This window comes from Corynebacterium sp. HMSC064E07 (genome assembly GCF_001815745.1).
Lineage (GTDB): Bacteria > Actinomycetota > Actinomycetes > Mycobacteriales > Mycobacteriaceae > Corynebacterium > Corynebacterium jeikeium_D.
In genome coordinates, this window is record NZ_KV821797.1 from 1 (window position 1) to 19,900 (window position 19,900).

Annotated in this window: 17 protein-coding genes and 3 tRNA genes; 11 read left to right on the forward strand and 9 right to left on the reverse strand. The window is 59.1% G+C overall.

Annotated features, from left to right (window positions below; genetic code table 11):
• Positions 1-107 precede the first annotated feature (107 nt).
• Both HMPREF3053_RS01200 and HMPREF3053_RS01205 read right to left on the reverse strand, forming a co-directional pair.
• Positions 108-181: transfer RNA gene (locus tag HMPREF3053_RS01200), tRNA-Asp, on the reverse strand.
• 14 nt (positions 182-195) lie between these two features.
• A tRNA-Glu gene (locus tag HMPREF3053_RS01205) sits at positions 196-271 on the reverse strand.
• Between the two features lie 200 nt (positions 272-471).
• Here HMPREF3053_RS01205 and HMPREF3053_RS01210 point away from each other — a divergent pair.
• The gene (locus HMPREF3053_RS01210; RefSeq protein WP_070643090.1) at positions 472-1,002 is read left to right on the forward strand and encodes an NUDIX hydrolase; all 531 of its coding nucleotides are present in this window, start codon (positions 472-474) and stop codon (positions 1,000-1,002) included.
• A 75-nt stretch (positions 1,003-1,077) separates the two neighbouring features.
• Here the strand turns inward: HMPREF3053_RS01210 and HMPREF3053_RS01215 are convergent.
• A tRNA-Lys gene (locus HMPREF3053_RS01215) sits at positions 1,078-1,150 on the reverse strand.
• A 216-nt stretch (positions 1,151-1,366) separates the two neighbouring features.
• Between HMPREF3053_RS01215 and HMPREF3053_RS01220 the strand changes: the two genes are divergently transcribed.
• The 6 genes from HMPREF3053_RS01220 to phoU all read left to right on the forward strand — a co-directional run bounded on the left by HMPREF3053_RS01220 (position 1,367) and on the right by phoU (position 9,426).
• The gene (locus HMPREF3053_RS01220) at positions 1,367-2,956 is read left to right on the forward strand and encodes a cytochrome ubiquinol oxidase subunit I (RefSeq protein ID WP_070643088.1); all 1,590 of its coding nucleotides are present in this window, start codon (positions 1,367-1,369) and stop codon (positions 2,954-2,956) included.
• A 19-nt stretch (positions 2,957-2,975) separates the two neighbouring features.
• Positions 2,976-3,992 carry a cytochrome d ubiquinol oxidase subunit II gene (cydB, locus tag HMPREF3053_RS01225; RefSeq protein WP_070605374.1) on the forward strand — a complete coding sequence of 339 codons (1,017 nt, stop codon included), beginning with the start codon at positions 2,976-2,978 and terminating at the stop codon, positions 3,990-3,992.
• 29 nt (positions 3,993-4,021) lie between these two features.
• Positions 4,022-5,572 carry an ABC transporter ATP-binding protein/permease gene (locus tag HMPREF3053_RS01230; protein WP_083317199.1) on the forward strand — a complete coding sequence of 517 codons (1,551 nt, stop codon included), beginning with the start codon at positions 4,022-4,024 and terminating at the stop codon, positions 5,570-5,572.
• A complete protein-coding gene (gene cydC / locus HMPREF3053_RS01235) occupies positions 5,569-7,308 on the forward strand; it encodes a thiol reductant ABC exporter subunit CydC (RefSeq protein ID WP_070546859.1) in 1,740 nt (579 codons plus the stop codon). Before HMPREF3053_RS01230 ends, cydC begins: the two co-directional genes overlap by 4 nt.
• 132 nt (positions 7,309-7,440) lie before the next feature.
• A complete protein-coding gene (gene dusB, locus HMPREF3053_RS01240) occupies positions 7,441-8,598 on the forward strand; it encodes a tRNA dihydrouridine synthase DusB (protein WP_070429732.1) in 1,158 nt (385 codons plus the stop codon).
• Positions 8,599-8,688: 90 nt separating this feature from the next.
• Positions 8,689-9,426: a phosphate signaling complex protein PhoU gene (gene phoU / locus HMPREF3053_RS01245; protein WP_083317200.1), complete on the forward strand. Its 738-nt coding sequence runs from the start codon at positions 8,689-8,691 to the stop codon at positions 9,424-9,426.
• Between the two features lie 455 nt (positions 9,427-9,881).
• On the opposite strand, the gene pstB is transcribed toward phoU, so the two are convergent.
• The 5 genes from pstB to mshD form a co-directional block, all read right to left on the reverse strand.
• Positions 9,882-10,658 carry a phosphate ABC transporter ATP-binding protein PstB gene (gene pstB / locus HMPREF3053_RS01250; protein WP_016421380.1) on the reverse strand — a complete coding sequence of 259 codons (777 nt, stop codon included), beginning with the start codon at positions 10,656-10,658 and terminating at the stop codon, positions 9,882-9,884.
• 48 nt (positions 10,659-10,706) lie between these two features.
• Positions 10,707-11,600: a phosphate ABC transporter permease PstA gene (pstA, locus tag HMPREF3053_RS01255; protein ID WP_049173081.1), complete on the reverse strand. Its 894-nt coding sequence runs from the start codon at positions 11,598-11,600 to the stop codon at positions 10,707-10,709.
• Between the two features lie 77 nt (positions 11,601-11,677).
• Positions 11,678-12,721, reverse strand: coding sequence for a phosphate ABC transporter permease subunit PstC (gene pstC / locus HMPREF3053_RS01260; protein ID WP_049173061.1), 1,044 nt, complete (start codon positions 12,719-12,721; stop codon positions 11,678-11,680).
• Positions 12,722-12,958: 237 nt separating this feature from the next.
• Positions 12,959-14,056, reverse strand: coding sequence for a phosphate ABC transporter substrate-binding protein PstS (pstS, locus tag HMPREF3053_RS01265; protein WP_016421383.1), 1,098 nt, complete (start codon positions 14,054-14,056; stop codon positions 12,959-12,961).
• A gap of 341 nt (positions 14,057-14,397) precedes the next feature.
• On the reverse strand, positions 14,398-15,306 hold the full coding sequence (gene mshD / locus HMPREF3053_RS01270) for a mycothiol synthase (protein ID WP_049173062.1): 909 nt from the start codon (positions 15,304-15,306) through the stop codon (positions 14,398-14,400).
• 81 nt (positions 15,307-15,387) lie between these two features.
• Here mshD and HMPREF3053_RS01275 point away from each other — a divergent pair, with 81 nt between their 5' ends.
• Positions 15,388-16,245 carry an LmeA family phospholipid-binding protein gene (locus tag HMPREF3053_RS01275; RefSeq protein WP_049173063.1) on the forward strand — a complete coding sequence of 286 codons (858 nt, stop codon included), beginning with the start codon at positions 15,388-15,390 and terminating at the stop codon, positions 16,243-16,245.
• Positions 16,246-16,346: 101 nt separating this feature from the next.
• On the forward strand, positions 16,347-17,027 hold the full coding sequence (locus HMPREF3053_RS01280) for a heme-binding beta-barrel domain-containing protein (protein WP_016421386.1): 681 nt from the start codon (positions 16,347-16,349) through the stop codon (positions 17,025-17,027).
• 77 nt (positions 17,028-17,104) lie between these two features.
• Here the strand turns inward: HMPREF3053_RS01280 and HMPREF3053_RS01285 are convergent, their stop codons facing one another.
• Entirely contained in the window at positions 17,105-17,992 is an 888-nt protein-coding gene (locus tag HMPREF3053_RS01285; RefSeq protein ID WP_049190238.1) for an aminodeoxychorismate lyase, read from the reverse strand.
• A gap of 80 nt (positions 17,993-18,072) precedes the next feature.
• On the opposite strand from HMPREF3053_RS01285, the gene HMPREF3053_RS01290 reads away from it, so the two are divergent.
• Together HMPREF3053_RS01290 and HMPREF3053_RS01295 are read left to right on the forward strand one after the other, a co-directional pair.
• Positions 18,073-19,227 (forward strand): CAF17-like 4Fe-4S cluster assembly/insertion protein YgfZ, encoded by a 1,155-nt coding sequence (locus HMPREF3053_RS01290; protein WP_049173066.1) that lies wholly within the window; start codon positions 18,073-18,075, stop codon positions 19,225-19,227.
• A 260-nt stretch (positions 19,228-19,487) separates the two neighbouring features.
• Entirely contained in the window at positions 19,488-19,670 is a 183-nt protein-coding gene (locus HMPREF3053_RS01295; RefSeq protein WP_005511943.1) for a DUF3073 domain-containing protein, read from the forward strand.
• Positions 19,671-19,900: the final 230 nt, after the last annotated feature.

The window sequence follows — 19,900 nt, forward strand, 5'->3', positions numbered from 1 at the left end:
CCCGGAAAAGACACACTTTTCTTTACTTAACCCCACGCCGACGCCCAGCGCACCACTAACCAAAAGCAAAAAACGCCAGCTCCAACCGGAACTGGCGTTTAGAATTGCGACCCTGACGGGACTTGAACCCGCGACCTCCGCCGTGACAGGGCGGCGCGCTAACCAACTGCGCCACAGGGCCATCATGATTTTTAGTGGTACTCCCAACGGGATTCGAACCCGTGTTGCCGCCGTGAAAGGGCGGAGTCCTAGGCCTCTAGACGATGGGAGCCCGACTTAACGCTGCAAAGAGTTGCCCACTCAGTGGCACACTCCGCGTACACCTGCAGTGTCTGAACATTGCATTTGCGCGCGCTCTTGGCAACGTAAAGAACTATAGAGGATAAGTACCCTTTTCCCAAAATCCACGGTTGAACTGGAGTTTCTTACTATTTCCGCGGACGCTACTAGTACTCAGATAAGCTCGCAACTATGGCAATTCCGGATTTCATTGTTCAGCTCCGTGAAAAAGTGGGCCACGCTCCGCTCTGGCTCCCCGGTGTCACGGCTATCGTCATTCGCGATGTTCCGCCGAATGCACCGATGTACGCCTTGCCCGAGGTCTTGCTGGTTCGTCGCTCCGATAATGGTGAATGGACCCCAGTCACCGGAATTATCGACCCGGACGAGCAGCCTCACGACGCCGCCGTGCGAGAGGTAAAGGAAGAAACGGGACTCGATGTCACAGTTGAGGCCCTGCTTGGAACTGGCGCCGTTGGCCCTATCGAACACCTCAACGGCGATGTTTCCTCATATCTGGATATCTCCATGCGCTGCAGTGTTGTTGGCGACGACGTCCCCTATGTCGCTGATGATGAATCCACTGATGTCGGATGGTTCCAGATCTCACAGATGCCACCGATGAAGCCACGCTTCCGCTTGATAGTCGCCGATGCAGTGGCGCAGCTTAAGCACCCGGCGGGCTTCAAGCCACGGATGGGCTACCACAAGCGGGAGAAGTAGGTGCCACAGAGGGCAAATACAGGCAAGATACTACAAAACCCCAGGCTGTTGATGACCTGGGGTTTTGCGTGCTTGTGGGCCCTGCGGGGCTCGAACCCGCGACCTGCGGATTAAAAGTCCGTAGCTCTACCAGCTGAGCTAAAGGCCCGCGCAACAAAATAGCCTAGCAATTACGCGCTTGTTTTTAATAATTGCCCTCCGGAGTTTTGCCCTGCCCGCGTCGATAAGTTCACACCCCGGAACTTTTTACCCCTCCTGTCCGACTGAATTAATAAGCAGGAATACTGCGGGCACTTGATGCAGGCTTCGACAAATCCGACGAAGTACACGCATCGTTTATGTCTACTTTTTCAGTCGAGGAAACATGGATGTCGTCGATATATCTCGTTGGCAATTTGGCATAACCACCGTCTACCACTTCATTTTTGTCCCACTGACAATTGGTCTAGCTCCGCTCGTCGCGCTCATGCAGACACTGTGGGCCACGACGAAAAATGACCTTTGGTACCGAGCGACGCGGCTTTTCGGCACCATCTTCATTATTAACTTCGCCATGGGCGTAGCCACGGGTATCGTCCAGGAATTCCAGTTCGGTATGAACTGGTCGGAGTACTCCCGCATGATCGGTGATGTCTTCGGCGGCCCGCTGGCTCTTGAAGGCCTCATCGCATTCTTCCTGGAATCCACTTTCCTGGGACTGTGGATTTTCGGCTGGGGGCGTATTCCCACCTGGATGCACACGCTCTCGATTTGGATTGTCGCTATTGCGGTGAATATCTCGGCGTATTTCATCATCGTCGCCAATTCGTTCATGCAGCATCCTGTAGGCGCGGTCTACAACCCGGAAACCGGCCGCGCAGAGCTTACAGACTTTGGCGCACTGTTGACCAACTCCACTGCCTTGGCAGCTTTCCCGCATGCCGTGGCCAGCTCTTTCCTTACCGCCGGCACGCTCGTTGTCGGCGTCAGTGGCTGGTGGCTGGTTCAGAGCCGCCGCGGTGGCCAGAGCAATACTGTTCACGAACGGACGTTTCACAAGTCCATGAAGGTCGGGCTCTGGACAACTGTGCTCAGCTCGCTGGCGGTGTTTATCACCGGCGATATCCAGGCCAAGCTTATGTTCGAGCAGCAGCCGATGAAGATGGCATCGGCCGAGTCCCTGTGCCACACGCAGACAGATCCAATGTTCTCGATTCTGACCGTCGGTACGCACAACAATTGCGACTCGGTGCTGCATCTCATCGAGGTGCCATGGGTGCTGCCTTTCCTGGCCGAGGGCAAGTTCAGTGGCGTCACGCTCCAGGGCGTGCAGGACCTGCAAGAAAAAGCTGAGGCGGTCTTCGGCCCAGGCAATTACTCTCCGAATCTGTTCGTCACATACTGGTCTTTCCGCGCCATGATTGGGCTCATGGTCGGTTCTCTGGCTATCGCGTTTTTCGCTTGGCTATTTACTCGCAAGGGGCGCGTGCCGACGGGCAAGCGAGCCCGCATTTTCGCCGCTTGCAGTATCCTCGCGATTCCGTTCCCGTTCTTGGCCAGCAGCGCTGGCTGGATCTTTACGGAGATGGGCCGTCAGCCCTGGATTGTGCACCCGAACCCGGATCACGCGGGCGACCCGCGCACCGAGCTGATTCGCATGACCGTCGATATGGGTGTGTCCGACCACGCACCGGCCACGGTGATTATCACCCTGGTGGGCTTTACCCTGCTCTACCTGATTTTGGCAGTGGTGTGGTTCTGGTTGATTCGCCGCGCAGTTATTGCCGGACCTCCGACCGAATCCGCTGAGGCTATCAACGCCATCGGCAATGACCCCGAGCACGCTGGCCCGTCGTCACCAATCGCTACCAATCTGGGCGCGATCATCTCGTCTCCGGTTCGATTCAACAAGGTCCATGCCCAGTCCGCTGCCAGCCCCGACTCCGAAGTCTCCGCGACTGAGGACACAAAGTAGATAAGGATGTATCTCTGACATGTTCGGATTAGATCTTCCCGTTTTGTGGTTTATCCTGATCGCGTTCCTCTTCGCTGGCTACTTCCTGCTCGAGGGCTTTGACTTCGGCGTCGGAATGCTGCTGCCGTTCGTTGGCCGCGATGAACCGCGTCGTAAAGCGATGCTCGGAACTATCGGGCCGGTATGGGACGGCAACGAAGTGTGGCTAATTACCGCTGGCGGCGCGCTCTTCGCGGCATTTCCGGAATGGTATGCGTCCATGTTTTCCGGCTTCTACCTGCCGCTCTTCCTGATTCTGGTGGCGTTGATTGTCCGTATTGTCGGGCTGGAATGGCGCTTCAAAGTCAACGATGAGCGCTGGCGCGCCTGGTGCGACCGCGCAATCATCTTCGGCTCCTGGTTGCCGCCGATTCTGTGGGGCGTAGCGGTCGCGAACCTGGTGCGTGGTGTCCCGCTGAATGCCGACAAGAACTTGGACTCCGGCTTTAGTACCCTGCTCGGGTTGCTGAACCCGTACGCCCTGGTCGGCGGGATTGCGTTTGCGGCTGTGTTCGCTCTTCACGCAGTTACGTTCCTGCGGCTGAAGACCGCCGGCAAGCTACGCGACGAGGTCGGCAACGCCGCTCGAATTCCGGCACTGTCGGCGCTGATATTTGGCGGCGTGTTCCTCATCTGGACACAGCTGGGCTACGGAAAGACCTGGCTGTGGGCTGTTGTCGTCATCGCCGTCGCGGGGTTGGTCATTGCCATCTCCGCAACCGTAGGCAACCGCGATGGCATCGCTTTTTCCGCAACCGCCGTCACCGTGACTGCCGTCACCACCGTTGTCTTCGGCGCCATGTACCCGTACCTGATGCCGACGACGCTTGCCGACGGAGTCTCCCTCGATATCTGGAATTCCGCCTCTAACCCCTACACGCTGAAAATCATGACCTGGACCGCGCTGGTGATTACCCCACTGGTGATTGCCTACCAGGCGTGGACATACTGGGTATTCCGCAAGCGGTTGATGGCTGAACGTAAGGTCTCGCAGTAGACCGTCCGTTGGAGGTTAGTTTCTAAAAAGTGGCACCTGTCGATCCGAAACTATTCAAGCTGTCGGCCCCAGCCTGGCGTTGGGTCATTTTCGCGGGCGCACTGACCGCCGCGAGCACAGGTGCCACAATCGCGTTGGGGCTGGCGATCGGCACTATTACGGCGCAGGTTCTGGGTGAGGCAACTCCTAATTGGACATTATTCGCGCTGATAGCCACGGCCGCTGTACTCGTTCGGGTGGCCTGCTCCTACGCGCTCGTGCGTTTCGGCCAATCTGCGGGTGCACGCGTGGCCACAGACCTGCGCAGCCGGGCACTGCGAGCCCTGGCTCTGCGCGATCCTCGCACTGTCGACACCGCGCACTGGCGCGCATTGCTTTCGGTCGGGCTCGATGGTGTGGCCGTCTACGTGGCGGACTTCCTCCCCGCACTGGTGGCCGCAGCGCTGGCTACCCCGATGGCATTGGTCGCAGTCGCATGGTTGGACCTCCCATCGGTTGCCATCGCGGTTGTCACGCTGCCTCTTATTCCGCTGTTCATGTGGCTGGTAGGTCGCCTCACTGAGGGCCGCACAGAACGCCGTCTGGCCGACATCGGCACGGTGCGTGGTCAGATTCTCGACCTGGTCATCGGCCTGCCAACGCTCAAAGCGCACAACATGGCCGACACCCCCAGCGAGGAAATCAAGCGCCTGTCGACCCGCCACCGGAAATCCACCATGGAGGTCCTGCGCATCGCTTTCCTATCCGCGTCGGTCCTGGAATTCCTCACCACCCTGTCAATCGCCCTCATCGCCGTCGGCATCGGTTTCCGACTTCTGGGAGGCCACATGACGCTGGCAACCGGCCTGGCAGTGCTCATCATCGCCCCAGAAATCTATGGCCCGGTGCGCCAGGTTGGCCAGAAATTCCACGCCGCCCAGGACGGTGTGGTCGCTGCCACCGAAGTCACGGAACTGTTAGACAAGGACGCTGGCCAGACTCCAAACTCCACAGACACCACCTCTGAAACTGTGGAAGAGGTGGCCGAAGGAACGTCGTCAAGCAGTGTCCACAGCGCCCCCACGGTCGTGTTCGAACGCCTTTCCGCGCCGGGGCGAGACGGCGTGCGGCCAAGTGAATTAAGCGCCATCGCGCAGCCAGGCACAGTGACGGTGCTGGCGGGGCCGAACGGCGTGGGCAAGACGACAGCGCTGCTTGCGGTCGCCGGCATCGTGCACGAGGGGTTGGAAGGCTCCGTAACTATTCGCGACGGCCAGCGCATTCTCCGTGACCAGGATCTGCTGCGGCGCATCGCGTGGCTGCCCCAGCGCCCAGTGTTGGACGCAGCGACGGTGGGAGACAATTCGCGGCGCTCGCTCGGGCAACGTCAGCGGGAGGCGCTTCGGCGCGAGCTTGCCGACGACACCCGCGACCTCGTCCTCCTCGATGAACCGACAGCTCACCTGGATGCCGACAGTGCGCAGTCCGTGATTAGGCTCCTGCACGCACGTGCCCGGCGCGGAGCCACAGTGATTGCCACCAGCCATGATCCGCTGTTGATTGCGGCCGCCGACGGCGTGGTGGAGGTGCAGTCGCGATGACTACTCTGCAAGCGCTTCGTCGCCTGGTGAAACCCCGCGACCTGGTTTGGCCGGTGTTGGCGGGCACCATCACGCTGCTGTCCGCGCTGAGTCTGACCGTGGTGTCGGCGTGGCTGATTACGCGTTCTTGGCAGATGCCACCGCTGATGGACATCACCTTGGCGGTGACGTCTGTGCGCGCGCTGGGTATTTCGCGAGCTGCGTTTCGATACCTCGACCGGTTGGTCTCCCACGATGTGGCGTTGCGCACCGCCGAGCGCTCGCGCGTGAAGCTATGGGAGCATTTCGTGGCCGACCGTACGCTGGCGCTGCGTGAGCGTTCCGATATTGTCACAGCGCTTGGGGCGAATATTGACGCACTTGCCGATGCCGTCGTGCGATCAATAGTGCCCGCATTGGTGGCGCTGATGACCTCTCTCATCGCCGTCATTTTTGTGGCTCTACTCTCGCCTGCCGCTGCGGTTCTCCTGGCGGTGGGACTGCTTCTGGCCGGCGGTGTTGCTCCTTACCTGACGTATCGCACCACTGCGCGCTCAAGTCAGCGTCGCGCGGCCGCGCTTCAGTCGCATGCCGCTGCCGTCGAAGCGCTGCTTTCCGACGCCGCCGGCCTGCGTATCCACGGCCAGTTGGATGAGGCAGTCTCTGCCGCGTCATCCTCCAGCAAAACGGTTGCGGCCATCGATGACGCCGCAGGTCGAGCAAATGCCCGCGCCTCCGCACTGAGCACCGCGGCTAGCGTGTTGACCGCTGTCCTGACCGTGGTCGTAGCGTCGTGGTTAGTGACGGATTCGGCCGGGGGCGCTGGCGGCGGTTTGCTGCACTCTCCCGAGTGGCTGACGGTTCTGGTTCTGGTGCCGCTGGCGGCTTTTGAGTCGGTTGGTCCGCTGCCAGCTGCTGCGCAAACACTGGCGCAATCGAGGGAAGCCTTGCTGACGCTCGCGTCAAGTGCGAGTGAATCAGGGGAAGCGGATGCCATGCGCTCAGCCCCAGTCCCCACAGCGCCAATCCACACGTCCCCGCTCGCTCAGAACCACCTGACGGTTCGGCCAACGCTGCAGCTAGAAGACTTGATAGTGGGCTATCCCGACGACAACAGTTCGAATACTGCGGAAGAGCCCGCTGCCCAGCCAGCTCAACTGCCGATGCAAAACTTCGAGGTCACCTTCGGCGACTACCGGGAGATCACGGCGCCGTCGGGAAGCGGAAAGACGACGCTGCTGAAAACAATCGCCGGACTAATCCCGCCGATTGCGGGCACGGTGACCATCGCTGACGGAGACGGACGCGAGCTGTGGCGCAGTGCGGCAAGTGCCGGCGAGCCCCACGAAAACACGGAGCAGTGCGACTTGGTGCGTTTTATCGCCGAGGATGAGCACATCTTCGCCACGACTGTGCGGGACAACATCTCTATTGGTAACCCGCAGGTCAGCGACGATGACATTTACTCCGTGCTGGACGCCGTGGGCCTGCGCGATTGGGTCGATGCCGCACCCGACGGCCTGGACACGATTCTGGACAGCGGCGCGGACAGTCTCTCGGGTGGTCAGCGGCGCAGGCTCATTCTCACCCGTGCGCTTGTCAGCACAGCGCCAATCCTGCTTCTCGACGAACCCACCGAACACCTCGACGAAGAGTCGAACCACATCCTGGAAATTCTCCGCAATACCACCGACCTGCCCGGTGGGAGGGGTCGCCGAACGGTGATCGTCGTCAGGCATCCGCGGACGCAGCGCTAACCGGGGCGATCCGATCCGCCAGATAAAACAGATTCGAAAACGGCAGTTCAGCGTGACACAATACTGTACGTGTTAGATACCTCCTCGAGTCCGCTCAGCGCCGCCAAGCCCGCCGATGCCACGTCCGCGCACATGCACATCGGCCCCTTTGAGCTCGCTTCCCCCGTGGTACTCGCTCCGATGGCCGGTGTCACCAACGTGGCATTCCGCACGCTGTGCCGCGAGCAGGAGCTGCAGCGTACAGGCACGGTCTCGGGCCTCTATGTCTGCGAGATGGTCACCGCCCGCGCATTGGTCGAACGCAATGAAAAGACCATGCACATGACCACCTTCGCGCCCGACGAGAACCCCCGCAGCCTGCAGCTCTACACCACTGACCCGAAGTGGACCTACGAGGCCGCGAAGATGATCGTCGACGAAAACCTCGCCGACCACATCGACATGAACTTCGGTTGCCCGGTACCGAAGGTCACCCGCAAGGGCGGCGGCTCGGCGCTGCCGTACAAGCGCCGTCTCTTCGGCAACATCGTCGCCGCAGCGGTCAAAGCCACTGAGGGCACGGACATCCCGGTGACCGTGAAATTCCGCGTCGGTATCGACGACGAGCACCACACGCATCTCGATGCCGGCCGCATCGCCGCTGAGATGGGCGCCCAGGCTGTGGCTCTGCATGCCCGCACCGCAGCGCAGCGCTACTCCGGCCACGCTGACTGGTCGCAGATCGCGCGGCTGAAGGAGCACATGGTCGACTCCGGCTACAGCGATATCCCAGTGCTTGGCAACGGCGATATCTTCGCCTCCACCGATGCCCGCAAAATGCTCGACGAGACCGGCTGCGACGGTGTCGTCGTCGGTCGCGGCTGCCTTGGCCGCCCGTGGCTGTTCGCGCAGTTGTCCGCCGAGCTGCGTGGCGAAGAAGTGCCGCCGGCACCAACATTTGGTGAGGTCGCGGGGATTATCCGTCGTCACGCGGAACTGCTCGTGGAGCACGAGGGCGAGCGTAAGGGCTGCCGCGACCTGCGCAAGCACATTGCCTGGTACCTGCGGGGATACCCTGCCGGCAGTGAGGTGCGGAAGTCTCTTGCGCGCGTCGATTCGCTGGCAACGCTCGACGAGATTCTCGCACCGCTTTACGACGGCCCCAGCGCCCACGCCCGCCCGGAGGACGCCGACGGCGCCCGCGGCCGACAGGGGTCCCCTGCAAAGGTGGTCTTGCCGGAGGGCTGGCTGGACGACCCGGAGGACGACACCGTGCCTGAAGGCGCGGAGATTATGCACTCCGGTGGCTAAGCTTCGGTTCTGAGCGAGTGTTTACATAACTTTACGAGGGGTAATTGGGGGCTCCCCACTAACGCGCGACGTTGTTGAGGATTGCCTACTATGGAACGCATGCGCACTGTCTACCGAGAACAAATGGACAACTTGGCTCACAGCCTGATTGTGATGTGTGACCGAGTTGGCTCCATGCACAAGCTTGCGAACAAGGCCCTCTTCGAGGCTGATTTGGTCTCGGCTGAAACAGTTCTTTCCCAGATTGATTCTCTCGAGGACCTGCGCCAGGATGCGGAGCAGCGAGCCTTCGAGCTGTTGGCCCGCGAAGCTCCTGTGGCTGGTGATCTCCGACAGATTGTCAGTGGCCTCTACATTGTCGAGGACATCTCCCGCATGGGCGCATTGAGTGTGCATATTGCCAACGTTGCCCGGCGTCGCCACCCGAACAAGGCACTGCCGGAGCCCGTGGAGGGGTTCTTCCGCGAGATGGCCTCTGTATCTGAACAGATGACGCACGAAACCCGTCAGGTGCTTATCGACTACGACGTCGACCAGGCATTGGCCTTGGATAAGACCGATGACAGCATCGATGACATTCACCAGCACCTGTTTACGCTGACCAACGACGATAATTGGCCGCACTCCCCTGCGCGGACAGTGGATGTCACTCTGCTGAGCCGCTTCTACGAGCGTTACGCGGATCACGCTGTCGAGGTTGCCGCCCGGATTATTTACCTGGCCACCGGTTACAAGCGCGATGTCTACCTGGACAAGCTTGAGGACGAACGCGACCAGCGCAGCTTTAACCAACGCCTGCAGGCCTTGGAGCGTCACCTGCGGATGTAGGTCCGTGAAGCTGCAGGCTGTTGGGGGGGGGCTGGGCTGTAGGGCTGCTGGGCGGGGCTGGGTGTTGGGCTGAGCTGTAGAGATGTTGGGGGTGGCTGCTGGCCTGGGGCGCGGGTTTTTAGGCCGGAGTGGAGCCGTTTTTAAGCCTCACCAGGCTAAACACCTCCCCAGCCAAACACTGCCCCAGCCCGAGAAACTGACTAGGTTTATGACACTTTACTGCGAGTAAACGCTATTCACCTGTCATAAACCTAGTCAGTAACTGTTTGATCCCGCCACAAAAACTGTTTTCCCCGGCACAAATCACCTCCGCGGTTAGACAATCAGGTGGAAAAACATGTGCGCGACATAGCAATCTCATAAACTGCAACAACAATAAGAACCCCGTACCTCGCGTGAAGACGCGTGAAGTACGGGGCTCTTTCTTTTTGCTTCTTACGGCATACGCAAAGCGTTTAGCCGAAGCGACCGGAGATGTAGTCCTCGGTTTCCTTCTTGTCTGGATTCTCGAAGATCTTCTTGGTCGGGCCAACCTCAACCAGGCGACCCGGCTTACCGGTTGCCTCGAGGGAGAAGAATGCGGTCTGATCGGACACACGAGCTGCCTGCTGCATGTTGTGGGTCACGATGACGATGGTGAATTCTTCCTTCAGCTCATGAATCAGGTCCTCGATTGCCAGGGTGGAAATCGGGTCCAGTGCGGAACACGGCTCATCCATCAGCAGAACTTCCGGCTCAACTGCAATTGCACGTGCGATGCATAGACGCTGCTGCTGACCACCGGAGAGGCCGCCACCCGGCTTGTCCAGGCGGTCCTTGACCTCATCCCAGAGGTTGGCGCCGCGCAGGGACTTCTCGGCAACCTCCTGGAGATGAGCCTTGTTCTTAACACCGGCCAACTTCAGCCCAGCCACGACGTTGTCCTCGATGGACATGGTCGGGAACGGGTTCGGGCGCTGGAACACCATACCGATGGTGTTACGAACAGAGACCGGATCGATCTTCGGGCCATAGATGTTTTCGCCGTCGAGAAGCACCTCGCCAGTGACGTAGGCACCCGGGATGACCTCGTGCATACGGTTCAGCGAACGGAGCACGGTGGACTTACCACAGCCGGACGGGCCAATGAATGCGGTAACGGAACGCGGCGGGACGTGCAGGTCGACGTTCTGCACAGCGTGGAAATCGCCGTAGTAGATGTTGACATCGTTAAGGTCTAGGCGCTTAGCCATGGTCTTTCAAAAACCTTCCTTGAAATAGCGGACGTTAGGCGCCCAGCATTAACTGCTCTTGACGGAGAACTTGGCGGATACGAAGCGCGCCAGGATATTGATGAGGGCAATGATGAGAACCAGCGTGAGCGCTGCGCCCCACATCTTGTCGAATGCCGCACCGGTATTACCGGCCTTGTACATGTCCAGCATGAACAGCGGCAGCGAGGACTGCGACTGGCCGAACGGGTTATAGGTGATGATTCGCGAGGTTGCAACCAGGATCAGCATCGGTGCGGACTCACCCATGACGCGGGCGACGGCCAGCATGACGCCGGTGACGATGCCCGACAGTGCGGTCGGGAGCACAATCTTCAAAATGGTCTTCCACTTCGGAACACCCAGAGCGTAAGAGGCTTCACGCAACTCGTGCGGAACGATGCGCAGCATTTCCTCGGTGTTGCGCACAACGATCGGCAGCATCAGCAGAACCAGCGCCAGCGAGACAGCGAAACCGGAACGGCTCATGCCGAACATGACCACCCACATCGAGTAGATGAACAGCGACGCGACGATCGACGGCACACCGGAGAGGATGTCGACCATGAAGGTGGTGACCTTGCCCAGACGGGAGTTACCTGCATACTCGACCAAGTAGATGGCGACGAAGATACCGAACGGCACGGTCATGAGAGTCGTGACCAGAGCCTGAACCAAGGTACCGACGATTGCGTGAGCAACACCACCGGCAGACGCACCAACAGTGACACCACGCTGGGAAGCAGTCCACCACTCACCACTCAGCAGTGACGGGGTGCCTCGGACGACAAGCTCGAAGAGAACCCACACCAGCGGGATCAGGGCAAGAGCCATGCAGCAGTAAATGAGGACCGTGGAGACGTTGTCTGCCACCTTGCGGGAACCCTTAATTTGGGTGAAAGCCGACTCCGTGGTGGGGACCATGTCTGCAGGGCCGTGAGGCGAAGAATCAGTAGTTGAACTAGTCATTGTTACTTCTCGTTTCTTTTCCTACGACCTTGCTACTTCTTCGCAATCATTCGGGCTGCGGAGTTGACCACGAAGGTCAGCAAGAACAGCACCAAACCTGCGGACATGTATGCGCCGGCCTTGAGGTTGTCATTGAACTCTGGTGCCGCATTAGCAATTGCGGTTGCGAAGGTGGTACCACCATCGAAAAGCGAGCCACGGAATGCCGAGGACGGGGAGATCACGAGGTAGAGAGCCATCGTCTCACCGAGAGCACGTCCCAGACCCAGCATCGAGCCGGAGATAAAGCCAGAACGACCGAATGGCAGAATAGCCAGCTTGACCATCTCCCAACGGGTCGCACCGAGAGCCAGCGATGCCTCAATGTGACCACGCGGGGTCTGAACAAAGACCTCACGGGTGGTAGCCGCGATAACCGGCAGAATCATAATTGCCAGCACAATGCCACCGGTGAAGAGGTTTCGACCGGTCTCGAATGCCGGCGAGTTTGGGTACAGGGCAAACATCGGGATAAAGCCCAGTGTCTTAGCCAACCACCCGTACAGACCAGCCAAGGCCGGACCGAGAGCCATAAAGCCCCACAGACCGTAAACAATCGACGGCACTGCGGCCAGCAAATCCACGAGGTAACCCAGCGGCTTGACCATCTTCTTTGGAGCATAGGCAGTCAGGAAGATGGCAATACCCAGCGCAACCGGCATAGCCAGAATCAGCGCCAGGATGGAAACCGCGACGGTCACCAGAAACATGTTCGGAATACCGAAGTACATGGCGGAGGTATCCGCCAGGTTCCATCGTTCGGTGTAGGTGAAGAAGTTCGCTTCGTTACGGGACATTGCCGGAACTGCGCGCAGGAGCAGGAACACTGCAATTGCGATGATGGCAGCAGTCACCAATGCGGAAGATCCTACCGCCAGAATCTTGAAGATTCGGTCACCAGGACGAACAACGCCGGTCTGAATGGCTTGCTCTTCCGAGCTCTCGTCGCCGGAGGAATCCACCTGCGGTGCTGAGGACTGCAACAGACTGCTGTCTACAGCCTCCTGCTTCCCTTCAATGGGAGTCGAGGAACTCATGATCTCATTTCCTAAGTAGAAGTGATTTGTGCTTCAACGCACATGAAGACCGATTGGCCTCAGTACCCCTCTACGAGCGGTACCCAATCAACTGAGGTGTCGATATATAAAGCCAACCGGTCTACGTCAGGTTTTCGGCCTACAGCTCAAATCTGCGTGGCCGGCTGAAGTGACCCTCGCGCCAACTGGGGTAACGACAGAGCTCACTCTGCTTTCACCCGCGTTGCACGCAAAGAATTACTTGATAGCGTCAACCGCTGCGGACAGCTTGTCCTTGAACTCACCTTGAACCGGGATGTAACCCAGCTCTTCGAGCTCTGGGCCCTGGCCCTCTTCCAGAACAACCTTCAGGAAGTTCTTAACCAGGTCACGAGTCTGCTCGTCGTAACCAGCGGAGCAGACGATTTCGTAAGTGGTCAGAACCAGCGGGTAAGCGCCTTCCTCATCCATTGCGAACAGAGCGTCGGTGTCAACAACCATGTTGTGACCCTCAGTCTTGAACGTGACGGAATCCAGAGCCTTACCGACGGTGTCGTTGTTCAGCTCAACCGGACCATGACCGAAGTCCATCTTGGCGATGCCCAGGTCCTTGTCCTCAGCGAAGCCAGCCTCGACGTAGGTGATAGCACCGTCGATGTTGGCGACCTCGTTGACAACACCAGCCGAGCCGTTAGCACCCTGGCCAGTAGCAGTCGGGAAGGACTTGGAAGCCTCGTGCTGCCACTGCTCCGGAGCAGCTGCGCTCAGGAACTTCATGAAGTTATCAGTAGTACCGGACTCCTCAGAGCGGTAGACAACCTTGATGTCCTTCTCCGGAAGATCGACACCCTCGTTGACCTCAGCGATCTTCGGGTCGTTCCACTTGGTGATCTTGCCGTCGAAGATTTCAGCAACCAGAGCCGGGGTCAGAGCGACGTCAACACCCTCGAGGTTGTAGGCAACGGCAACCGGACCGATAACCATCGGCAGGTGCCATGCTTCATTGCCGTCGCAGCGCTTCTTAGCCTCTGCGACCTGGTCCTTGCCGTCCTTCTCCTTCAGCGGGGAGTCAGAGCCAGCGAAAGCAACGGTGCCGGCAATGAACTGAGTCTGACCGGAACCAGAGCCAGATGCGTTGTACGACAGGGTCGAGCCGGTCTCTTCAAACTTGGTGGCAAACAAATCCATGGCGCGCTGCTGCGAGGTAGCGCCCTCGCCCTGCAGCTCACCGGTGACGTCAGCCAGACCCTCAACGTTAGAAGCGCCTTCGCCGCCCTCTTCAGAGCAAGCAGCCAGGGTAAGGCTTGCAACAGCGGCCAAACCAATGACAGATGCCGCACGGTTCTTCTTCAGCACAGTAAATCCTCCGGGGTTTTACACAATGAGTGAAACAGTTCACGTGGAACCGCCACACTCCGGTCCACTGCGCTGAACCTATCTACCGATAGTAACCGGAACCTGTTCAGAACATTAACAATTGGTGAACGGCGCAAGTAATTCTTTATTTATCCTCATTTTCCCTGTAAGAGGCCCTAAAATGCGCCCCTGAAACACTGAGGATTGGACAGCATCTCCTCAAAAACACAAGAATCATTGCCCCCGCGCCAGAGGAAAACCACCTAAAACTGAGATAAAGCTAAGCTCCCCCTTCAACAACTCGCCTTCAATAACTCCCCCAATAAACCGAACCGTCGCATCTACGCGCCGTACATCACATCACGGCGGGCCACCTCGAAACCGACCGCACGGTACGTGCGCACTGCCGGCGCATTGTCGCCTTCCACATAGAGAATTACCTTTTCCGCTCCCCGGTTCCGGAGATAGGAAAGCCCAACATTGGTCAGCCATCGCCCCAGGCCACGTCCGCGTGCCTTCGAGCTCAGCCCGATCACATACACCTCACCAGTTGGCACAGACTCCTCGGCGTGCCACTTCGTCCAGTGGAAACCGCAAATCTCCTCCGCACTGTCGCGCGCCCCGGCCACATCCGCAGCAAAGAAAACGCCCTCCGGGTCGAACCACTGCACGTTTCGAGCTCGATCGAGTTGTGGCTGCGACCAACCACCCTGCTCCGGATGCCAGTCAAACGCCTCGTTATTCACAGCCAACCACGCCCGATCCACGGCCGCCTCACCCCACTTCGCACGTGCCGCAGTCAGGGTTAGCGCTTCAACATCATCACGCTTATCGACGTCCCCCGCCGCCTTCTCCAACGCTGAGCCCGAAATGGACATCTGCAACAGCTCGCGGACGACCTTGCGTCCCGTCAACTCTGCCAAACGGCTGGCACCGGCAACATCACCGTGAGCCCAGATAGGCAGGCGCTCGCCAACCTCAGCATCGATGTGCGCAAGCAGCTTCGCCCCGACTCCTTGCTTACGAAACTCCGGATCAACAACCATCTCCACTGCATCCGGCGCAACGGCTGCCAGGCCCAAGTAACGGTCGTTCTCAATAATCGCAAAGTGTCGATGCCCGAAAGAGTCGTCGTCAAGCCCTCGGACGAAAGCCTCGCCGAACGCCTCCACGCCGTCGGTGGAGTGGGCGTGCTGCAGCAGCGTACTGGCGACGGTGGTGTCTACGTCAAGCAGTTCGGTTACGTTCATACGCCCCACCCTATACACAGCAGCGAATTCAACACTTCCCCGATGTCGTCTGAGCCAAAAGCGATGGGGTACTAATAGAGTGTGTCCATTTCCCGACGACAGAAGAAGATCGGTGGCTCTATCCTCGCCGTTGCCGCGCTGGTAGTCGCCACCGACATGGGCTTCGCCAGCCATGCGGAGTACAAGCTCTCCGAGCATATTCAGGAGACTGCTCAGCTGGAGATGACCCCATACGTCGCCATTGGTGGCAAGGCCTACTTGTCTTCCTTTGTTACGGGTAAGTGGAGCTCCGTAACCTCGCGCATCCGCGATGTCGAGGTGCCCGACTTCGGCTTGGTATCTCTGGAGTACGGAGCTTCCAACGTTAAGATCCCGGCATCGGCAGTGCTCAGCGGTAATTTCCCAGAATCGCCGACGAAGCAGTACTTCACTAAGCTCTCGCTCGACGGAGTCTCTCTGGGAAACAAGCTGGGACTGACCGATTTGAGCATCCAGAGCCTGAAGGACTCCTCCCCCACCGGCGGCTGGGAGACCGAGGCTATCTTCGAGGCCACGCCAGCCGGATGGCAGGGAAAAACCCAGGTTACGGCGAAGTTGCGCATTGTCAGCCGCGACGTGGTCATTACGCCGATGGAGATTATTTCTGCGCCCTCGTCCCCAACGGATTCTAAGAACCACGTCAAACCTGAGCTGTCTGAGGCTGATACGCAGCACATTATGGACACCTTCGCTCTGACACTGCGGGATTCAGATATACCGATGGGCATGCCGGCGACTCGCGTGTACGTGTCGGGCGGTTCTATCACCATCGAAGGCGAACAGATTCTGTGCACCGTGTCGCCAACAAACTTCATGCCGCCGACATCCCAGCAGGATGCCGAGGCGTCAGCTCAATCCACGGAGAAGCTGCCGGAGAAGAACTGTCGGGTGCGTCGCTAAGGCCGTCGTCAAGCATCGCCGTTAAGCGTCGGTGCAGCGTTAGCACCATGCGACAACAGCCCATACATGGCCACAAGAGCTTCAGCGGTAGAGTGTGAAGCATGACCGAGAAGAATGGCAGCAACCAGACAGACGCCGCTGCACAGGAGCCTGCAGCTGCGGAAGCCCCTCGCCTCGACGGCAACGAGGCCATCAACCGCGCGGCCGAACAGGCCAAGAGCACCGCTACGCGCAACATCACTGAGCTTGAGGGGCTCCCGATCCCCGACGAGACCGCGAATCTGCGCTTCGGCCCGAATATTCACGACGGCCTGCTGGCACTACTGCCGCTGGTCGGCGTGTGGCGCGGTGAGGGGCAGGCGAACACTGTCGTCGACGGCGAGTACAACTTCGGCCAGCAGCTCATTTTCAGCCACGATGGCGAGAACTACCTGAAGTATGAGTCGCGCATCTGGAAGCTGGACGAAGAAGGCAAGCCGACCGGCCCTGACCAGCGCGAAACAGGATTTTGGCGCATTAACAACGAGGACGAGATTGAGTTCATCTGCGTCCACTCCACCGGCGTCACTGAGATCTACTACGGCAAGCCGGTTTCCGAGCGCGCATGGGAGCTGCAGGCAGCCTCCACAATGGTCACTGCTACCGGTCCTGCATCCCTTGGCCCGGGCAAGCGCCTCTACGGTCTGATGCCGAACAACGATCTCGGGTGGGTGGACGAGCGCCTGCGGGATGAGGAATTCGCTCCCCGCATGTCCGCGCAGCTCAAGCGCTACGCGGGCTAGGTTCTCCCCGCTTTACGACGGGCGTTGTGGGGCCCTACTGCGTCGCCCAACTGCATCAAGCCCTACTATTTGGGGCCCTACTGCGTCGCCAGCGCCTTGTCACACAGGTCGCGGAATTCCTTTTCCGCGATTGCATCCGGCTGCCGGATGGGCTCACCATCGATGGACTTAACCACGACCGCGATACGCACCGAAGACACCAGCCATACCGCATCGGCGGTGAATAGGTCCCCGGGCACCAGGACCGTCGGGGTGACTTTCCAGCCGCAGTTGGCGGCTGTTTCAAACAGCGCTGCCTGAGTTGTGCCCGGCAGCACTCCTTCACCGGGGTTGGGAGTCAGCAGTTCATTGCCGCGCTGAACGATGATGGTCGATGTTGGGCCTTCCAAGAGCTTGCCCTCTGCGGACGTGAAGATGACATCGTCAAAACCCTTGGACTTGGCATAGCGCAAAGCGGCCATATTAGCTGCGTATGACAACGTTTTCGCGCCGATGAGCGCCCACGGTGCACGGGAGCCAAGGTCGAGCGAGAAACCGCGCTCTGCAAGCATGACCGATACCGGCTTCAGACGGTTTTCCGCCACCTTTTCCGCGGAGCTAGCCAAAACGTAGCCAGTCGGCTCTCCGGTGGACTCACGACCACGCGAGTACACCCACCGCAACGTCGCATCCCCCTCAATTGACCTATCGCGCAACTCCTGTAGTGCGACCTCGGTAGCCGCCCGCCACTGCTGCAGATCTGGGGTTGGCAAATCCAGCATTAGCGCTGACGATGCGAATCGCTTCTCGTGCCGGTCAGTATTACAGGTATGACCACCCCTGACCAGGAGTGTTTCAAAAACTCCGTCGCCGCGAATAGCTCCGAGATCATCCGCGTAGAGGAACGGCTGTCCTGCCTCGACAGCAATCGGGCCGCCGTCTGCGAAGACGTCGATAAGCACTAGAGAAGAAAGCGAATCCGTCATACACACAAGCTTAATCCATGCTTAATTTGAGGATTTCTGGTTAACATGAGGGAGTGAGTGTTGAGTATGTAAGTCCTTTGATGTCTCACGTGGCTGGCGCCGCTGCCCTCGAACTGGGCGGACAGATGGAAGGTTTGGAGAAGGCCTCAGAGAACGCCCCAGACGGAAACTCAGCGAAAAACGTTGAGCAAACCGCAGGGCAAGCTAGCGTGGCATGGCACTACGGCCGTCCGCTGGTAGAGCAACGTCATCTGCAGGAGGACTGCGGCGTAGTAGATCGCTCGTACTACCGCGTTATTGAGGTCACTGGCGAGGATCGCCTGACCTACCTCAACACACTTTTTTCGCAGAAGGTCGACGAAGCCGCTCCCGGCACTGTCACTGAAGCACTGAACCTGGATGCAAACGGTCACGTTCTCCATCACATGACGTTGACTGTTTTGGACGATTCCGTGCTTATCGACGTGCCCCCTGCTGGCTTCGACTCCCTGTTGAAGTACCTGAACATGATGGTGTTCTGGTCCAAGGTGGAAATTGCTGAAGTAGAACGGGCGATTATTTCCGTCATGGGGCCGAATGCCCCTGAGGTACTGGTAGCCGCTGGCCTCGCATTCCCGCAGGTGGGCAAAGCTACGACTGTGGGACATTCCTACGTCCGGCACCTGCCGTGGCCACGCGGCGGGCGTGTGGATGTGCTCGTGCGCCGACAGGATGTAGTCGGCGCTTGGGACGCGTTGGTAGCTGCTGGCGCTTCCCCCGTTGGTCTGATGGGCTGGGAGGCCGAACGCGTAGTCTCCTTGCGCCCAGAGCTGGGAATCGACGTAGACGAGAAGATGATTCCGCATGAGGCTCCGCGCTGGATCGCCTCTGAATTCGACACGGCTGCCGTGCACTTGGACAAGGGCTGCTATCGCGGCCAAGAGACGGTATCACGTGTCCACAATGTTGGTCGCTCCCCACGAGTTTTGGTGATGCTGCAGCTCGACGGCTCGGCCACGCTGCCGGAAACCGGCGATCCAGTGATGATGGGCAAGCGCGCCGTGGGCCGCGTGGGCACCGTCGTGCAACATGCCGATTACGGCCCGATTGCATTGGCGCTGCTTAAACGCTCAGCTCAGGAGCGCGAGGGCCTTGTGGTGGGTGACTGCGCCGTGGCCGTCGACCCCTCCTCCATCGACCGCGTTGAGCAGCTGCCGCCGGGCCGTGTGGCCATCAACCGCCTGCGAGGGAAATAGGTAACAGGAAATAGGTAAAGCCACCAGACAGAGTGGTGAAAAAATAACTTTTTCCATTCTTTTTCAGAAAGGATATTTCCCCAGGTCACTACACATATTGAGTTGCCTGAGCGCGAGGACACAACCCACTATGGGCCTCCCCGCGTAACCCCTTCGTCTAAAAATCGGCTATGGTGTCTTACAGGAATTAACGCAATAAGACATAAGTGGGTCGGCCGTATCCCCGTGCCGTCCCACGGATTACACAAGGGGGTCAGGCCATGGGTCGCGGCCGTGCGAAAGCAAAGCAGGCGAAGGTTGCCCGTCAGCTCAAGTACGATTCACCAGAAATGGATTTGGAACGTCTGCAGCGGGAACTCGTCGGCAAGTCGAACGAGTCCGATCGAGACGACTATTACTCTGACTGGGAGGAATGGGCCTCAGGCGCTGGTCGCGACAGCTAGCGCAAGCTAACCGCTGTCGTATTTTCCGCAAAGCGTTTCTATTTCAATAAAGCAAGCACCCACCAACGATTCCGTTGGTGGGTGCTTGCTTTTGCTTAGTCGACTGCGTTTATGTTCCGCCGATTATGTTCGGCGGTGGCGGATCAATCCGAGTTACTGACTGCGTTTATGACAAAAATCGCCCGAAAAAACGGCTGGTAGGGTCAGGCGGTCATTGCATCATGGATAAC

Bases quoted from the DNA above. Each gene is read 5' to 3' on its own strand.
- HMPREF3053_RS01210 (WP_070643090.1), top strand. From the start codon at position 472: ATGGCAATTCCGGATTTCATTGTTCAGCTCCGTGAAAAAGTGGGCCAC.
- HMPREF3053_RS01220 (WP_070643088.1), top strand. From the start codon at position 1,367: ATGGATGTCGTCGATATATCTCGTTGGCAATTTGGCATAACCACCGTC.
- cydB (WP_070605374.1), top strand. From the start codon at position 2,976: ATGTTCGGATTAGATCTTCCCGTTTTGTGGTTTATCCTGATCGCGTTC.
- cydC (WP_070546859.1), top strand. From the start codon at position 5,569: ATGACTACTCTGCAAGCGCTTCGTCGCCTGGTGAAACCCCGCGACCTG.
- dusB (WP_070429732.1), top strand. From the start codon at position 7,441: ATGCACATCGGCCCCTTTGAGCTCGCTTCCCCCGTGGTACTCGCTCCG.
- phoU (WP_083317200.1), top strand. From the start codon at position 8,689: ATGGAACGCATGCGCACTGTCTACCGAGAACAAATGGACAACTTGGCT.
- pstB (WP_016421380.1), bottom strand. From the start codon at position 10,658: ATGGCTAAGCGCCTAGACCTTAACGATGTCAACATCTACTACGGCGAT.
- pstA (WP_049173081.1), bottom strand. From the start codon at position 11,600: ATGGTCCCCACCACGGAGTCGGCTTTCACCCAAATTAAGGGTTCCCGC.
- pstC (WP_049173061.1), bottom strand. From the start codon at position 12,721: ATGAGTTCCTCGACTCCCATTGAAGGGAAGCAGGAGGCTGTAGACAGC.
- mshD (WP_049173062.1), bottom strand. From the start codon at position 15,306: ATGAACGTAACCGAACTGCTTGACGTAGACACCACCGTCGCCAGTACG.
- HMPREF3053_RS01280 (WP_016421386.1), top strand. From the start codon at position 16,347: ATGACCGAGAAGAATGGCAGCAACCAGACAGACGCCGCTGCACAGGAG.
- HMPREF3053_RS01285 (WP_049190238.1), bottom strand. From the start codon at position 17,992: ATGACGGATTCGCTTTCTTCTCTAGTGCTTATCGACGTCTTCGCAGAC.
- HMPREF3053_RS01290 (WP_049173066.1), top strand. From the start codon at position 18,073: ATGTCTCACGTGGCTGGCGCCGCTGCCCTCGAACTGGGCGGACAGATG.
- HMPREF3053_RS01295 (WP_005511943.1), top strand. From the start codon at position 19,488: ATGGGTCGCGGCCGTGCGAAAGCAAAGCAGGCGAAGGTTGCCCGTCAG.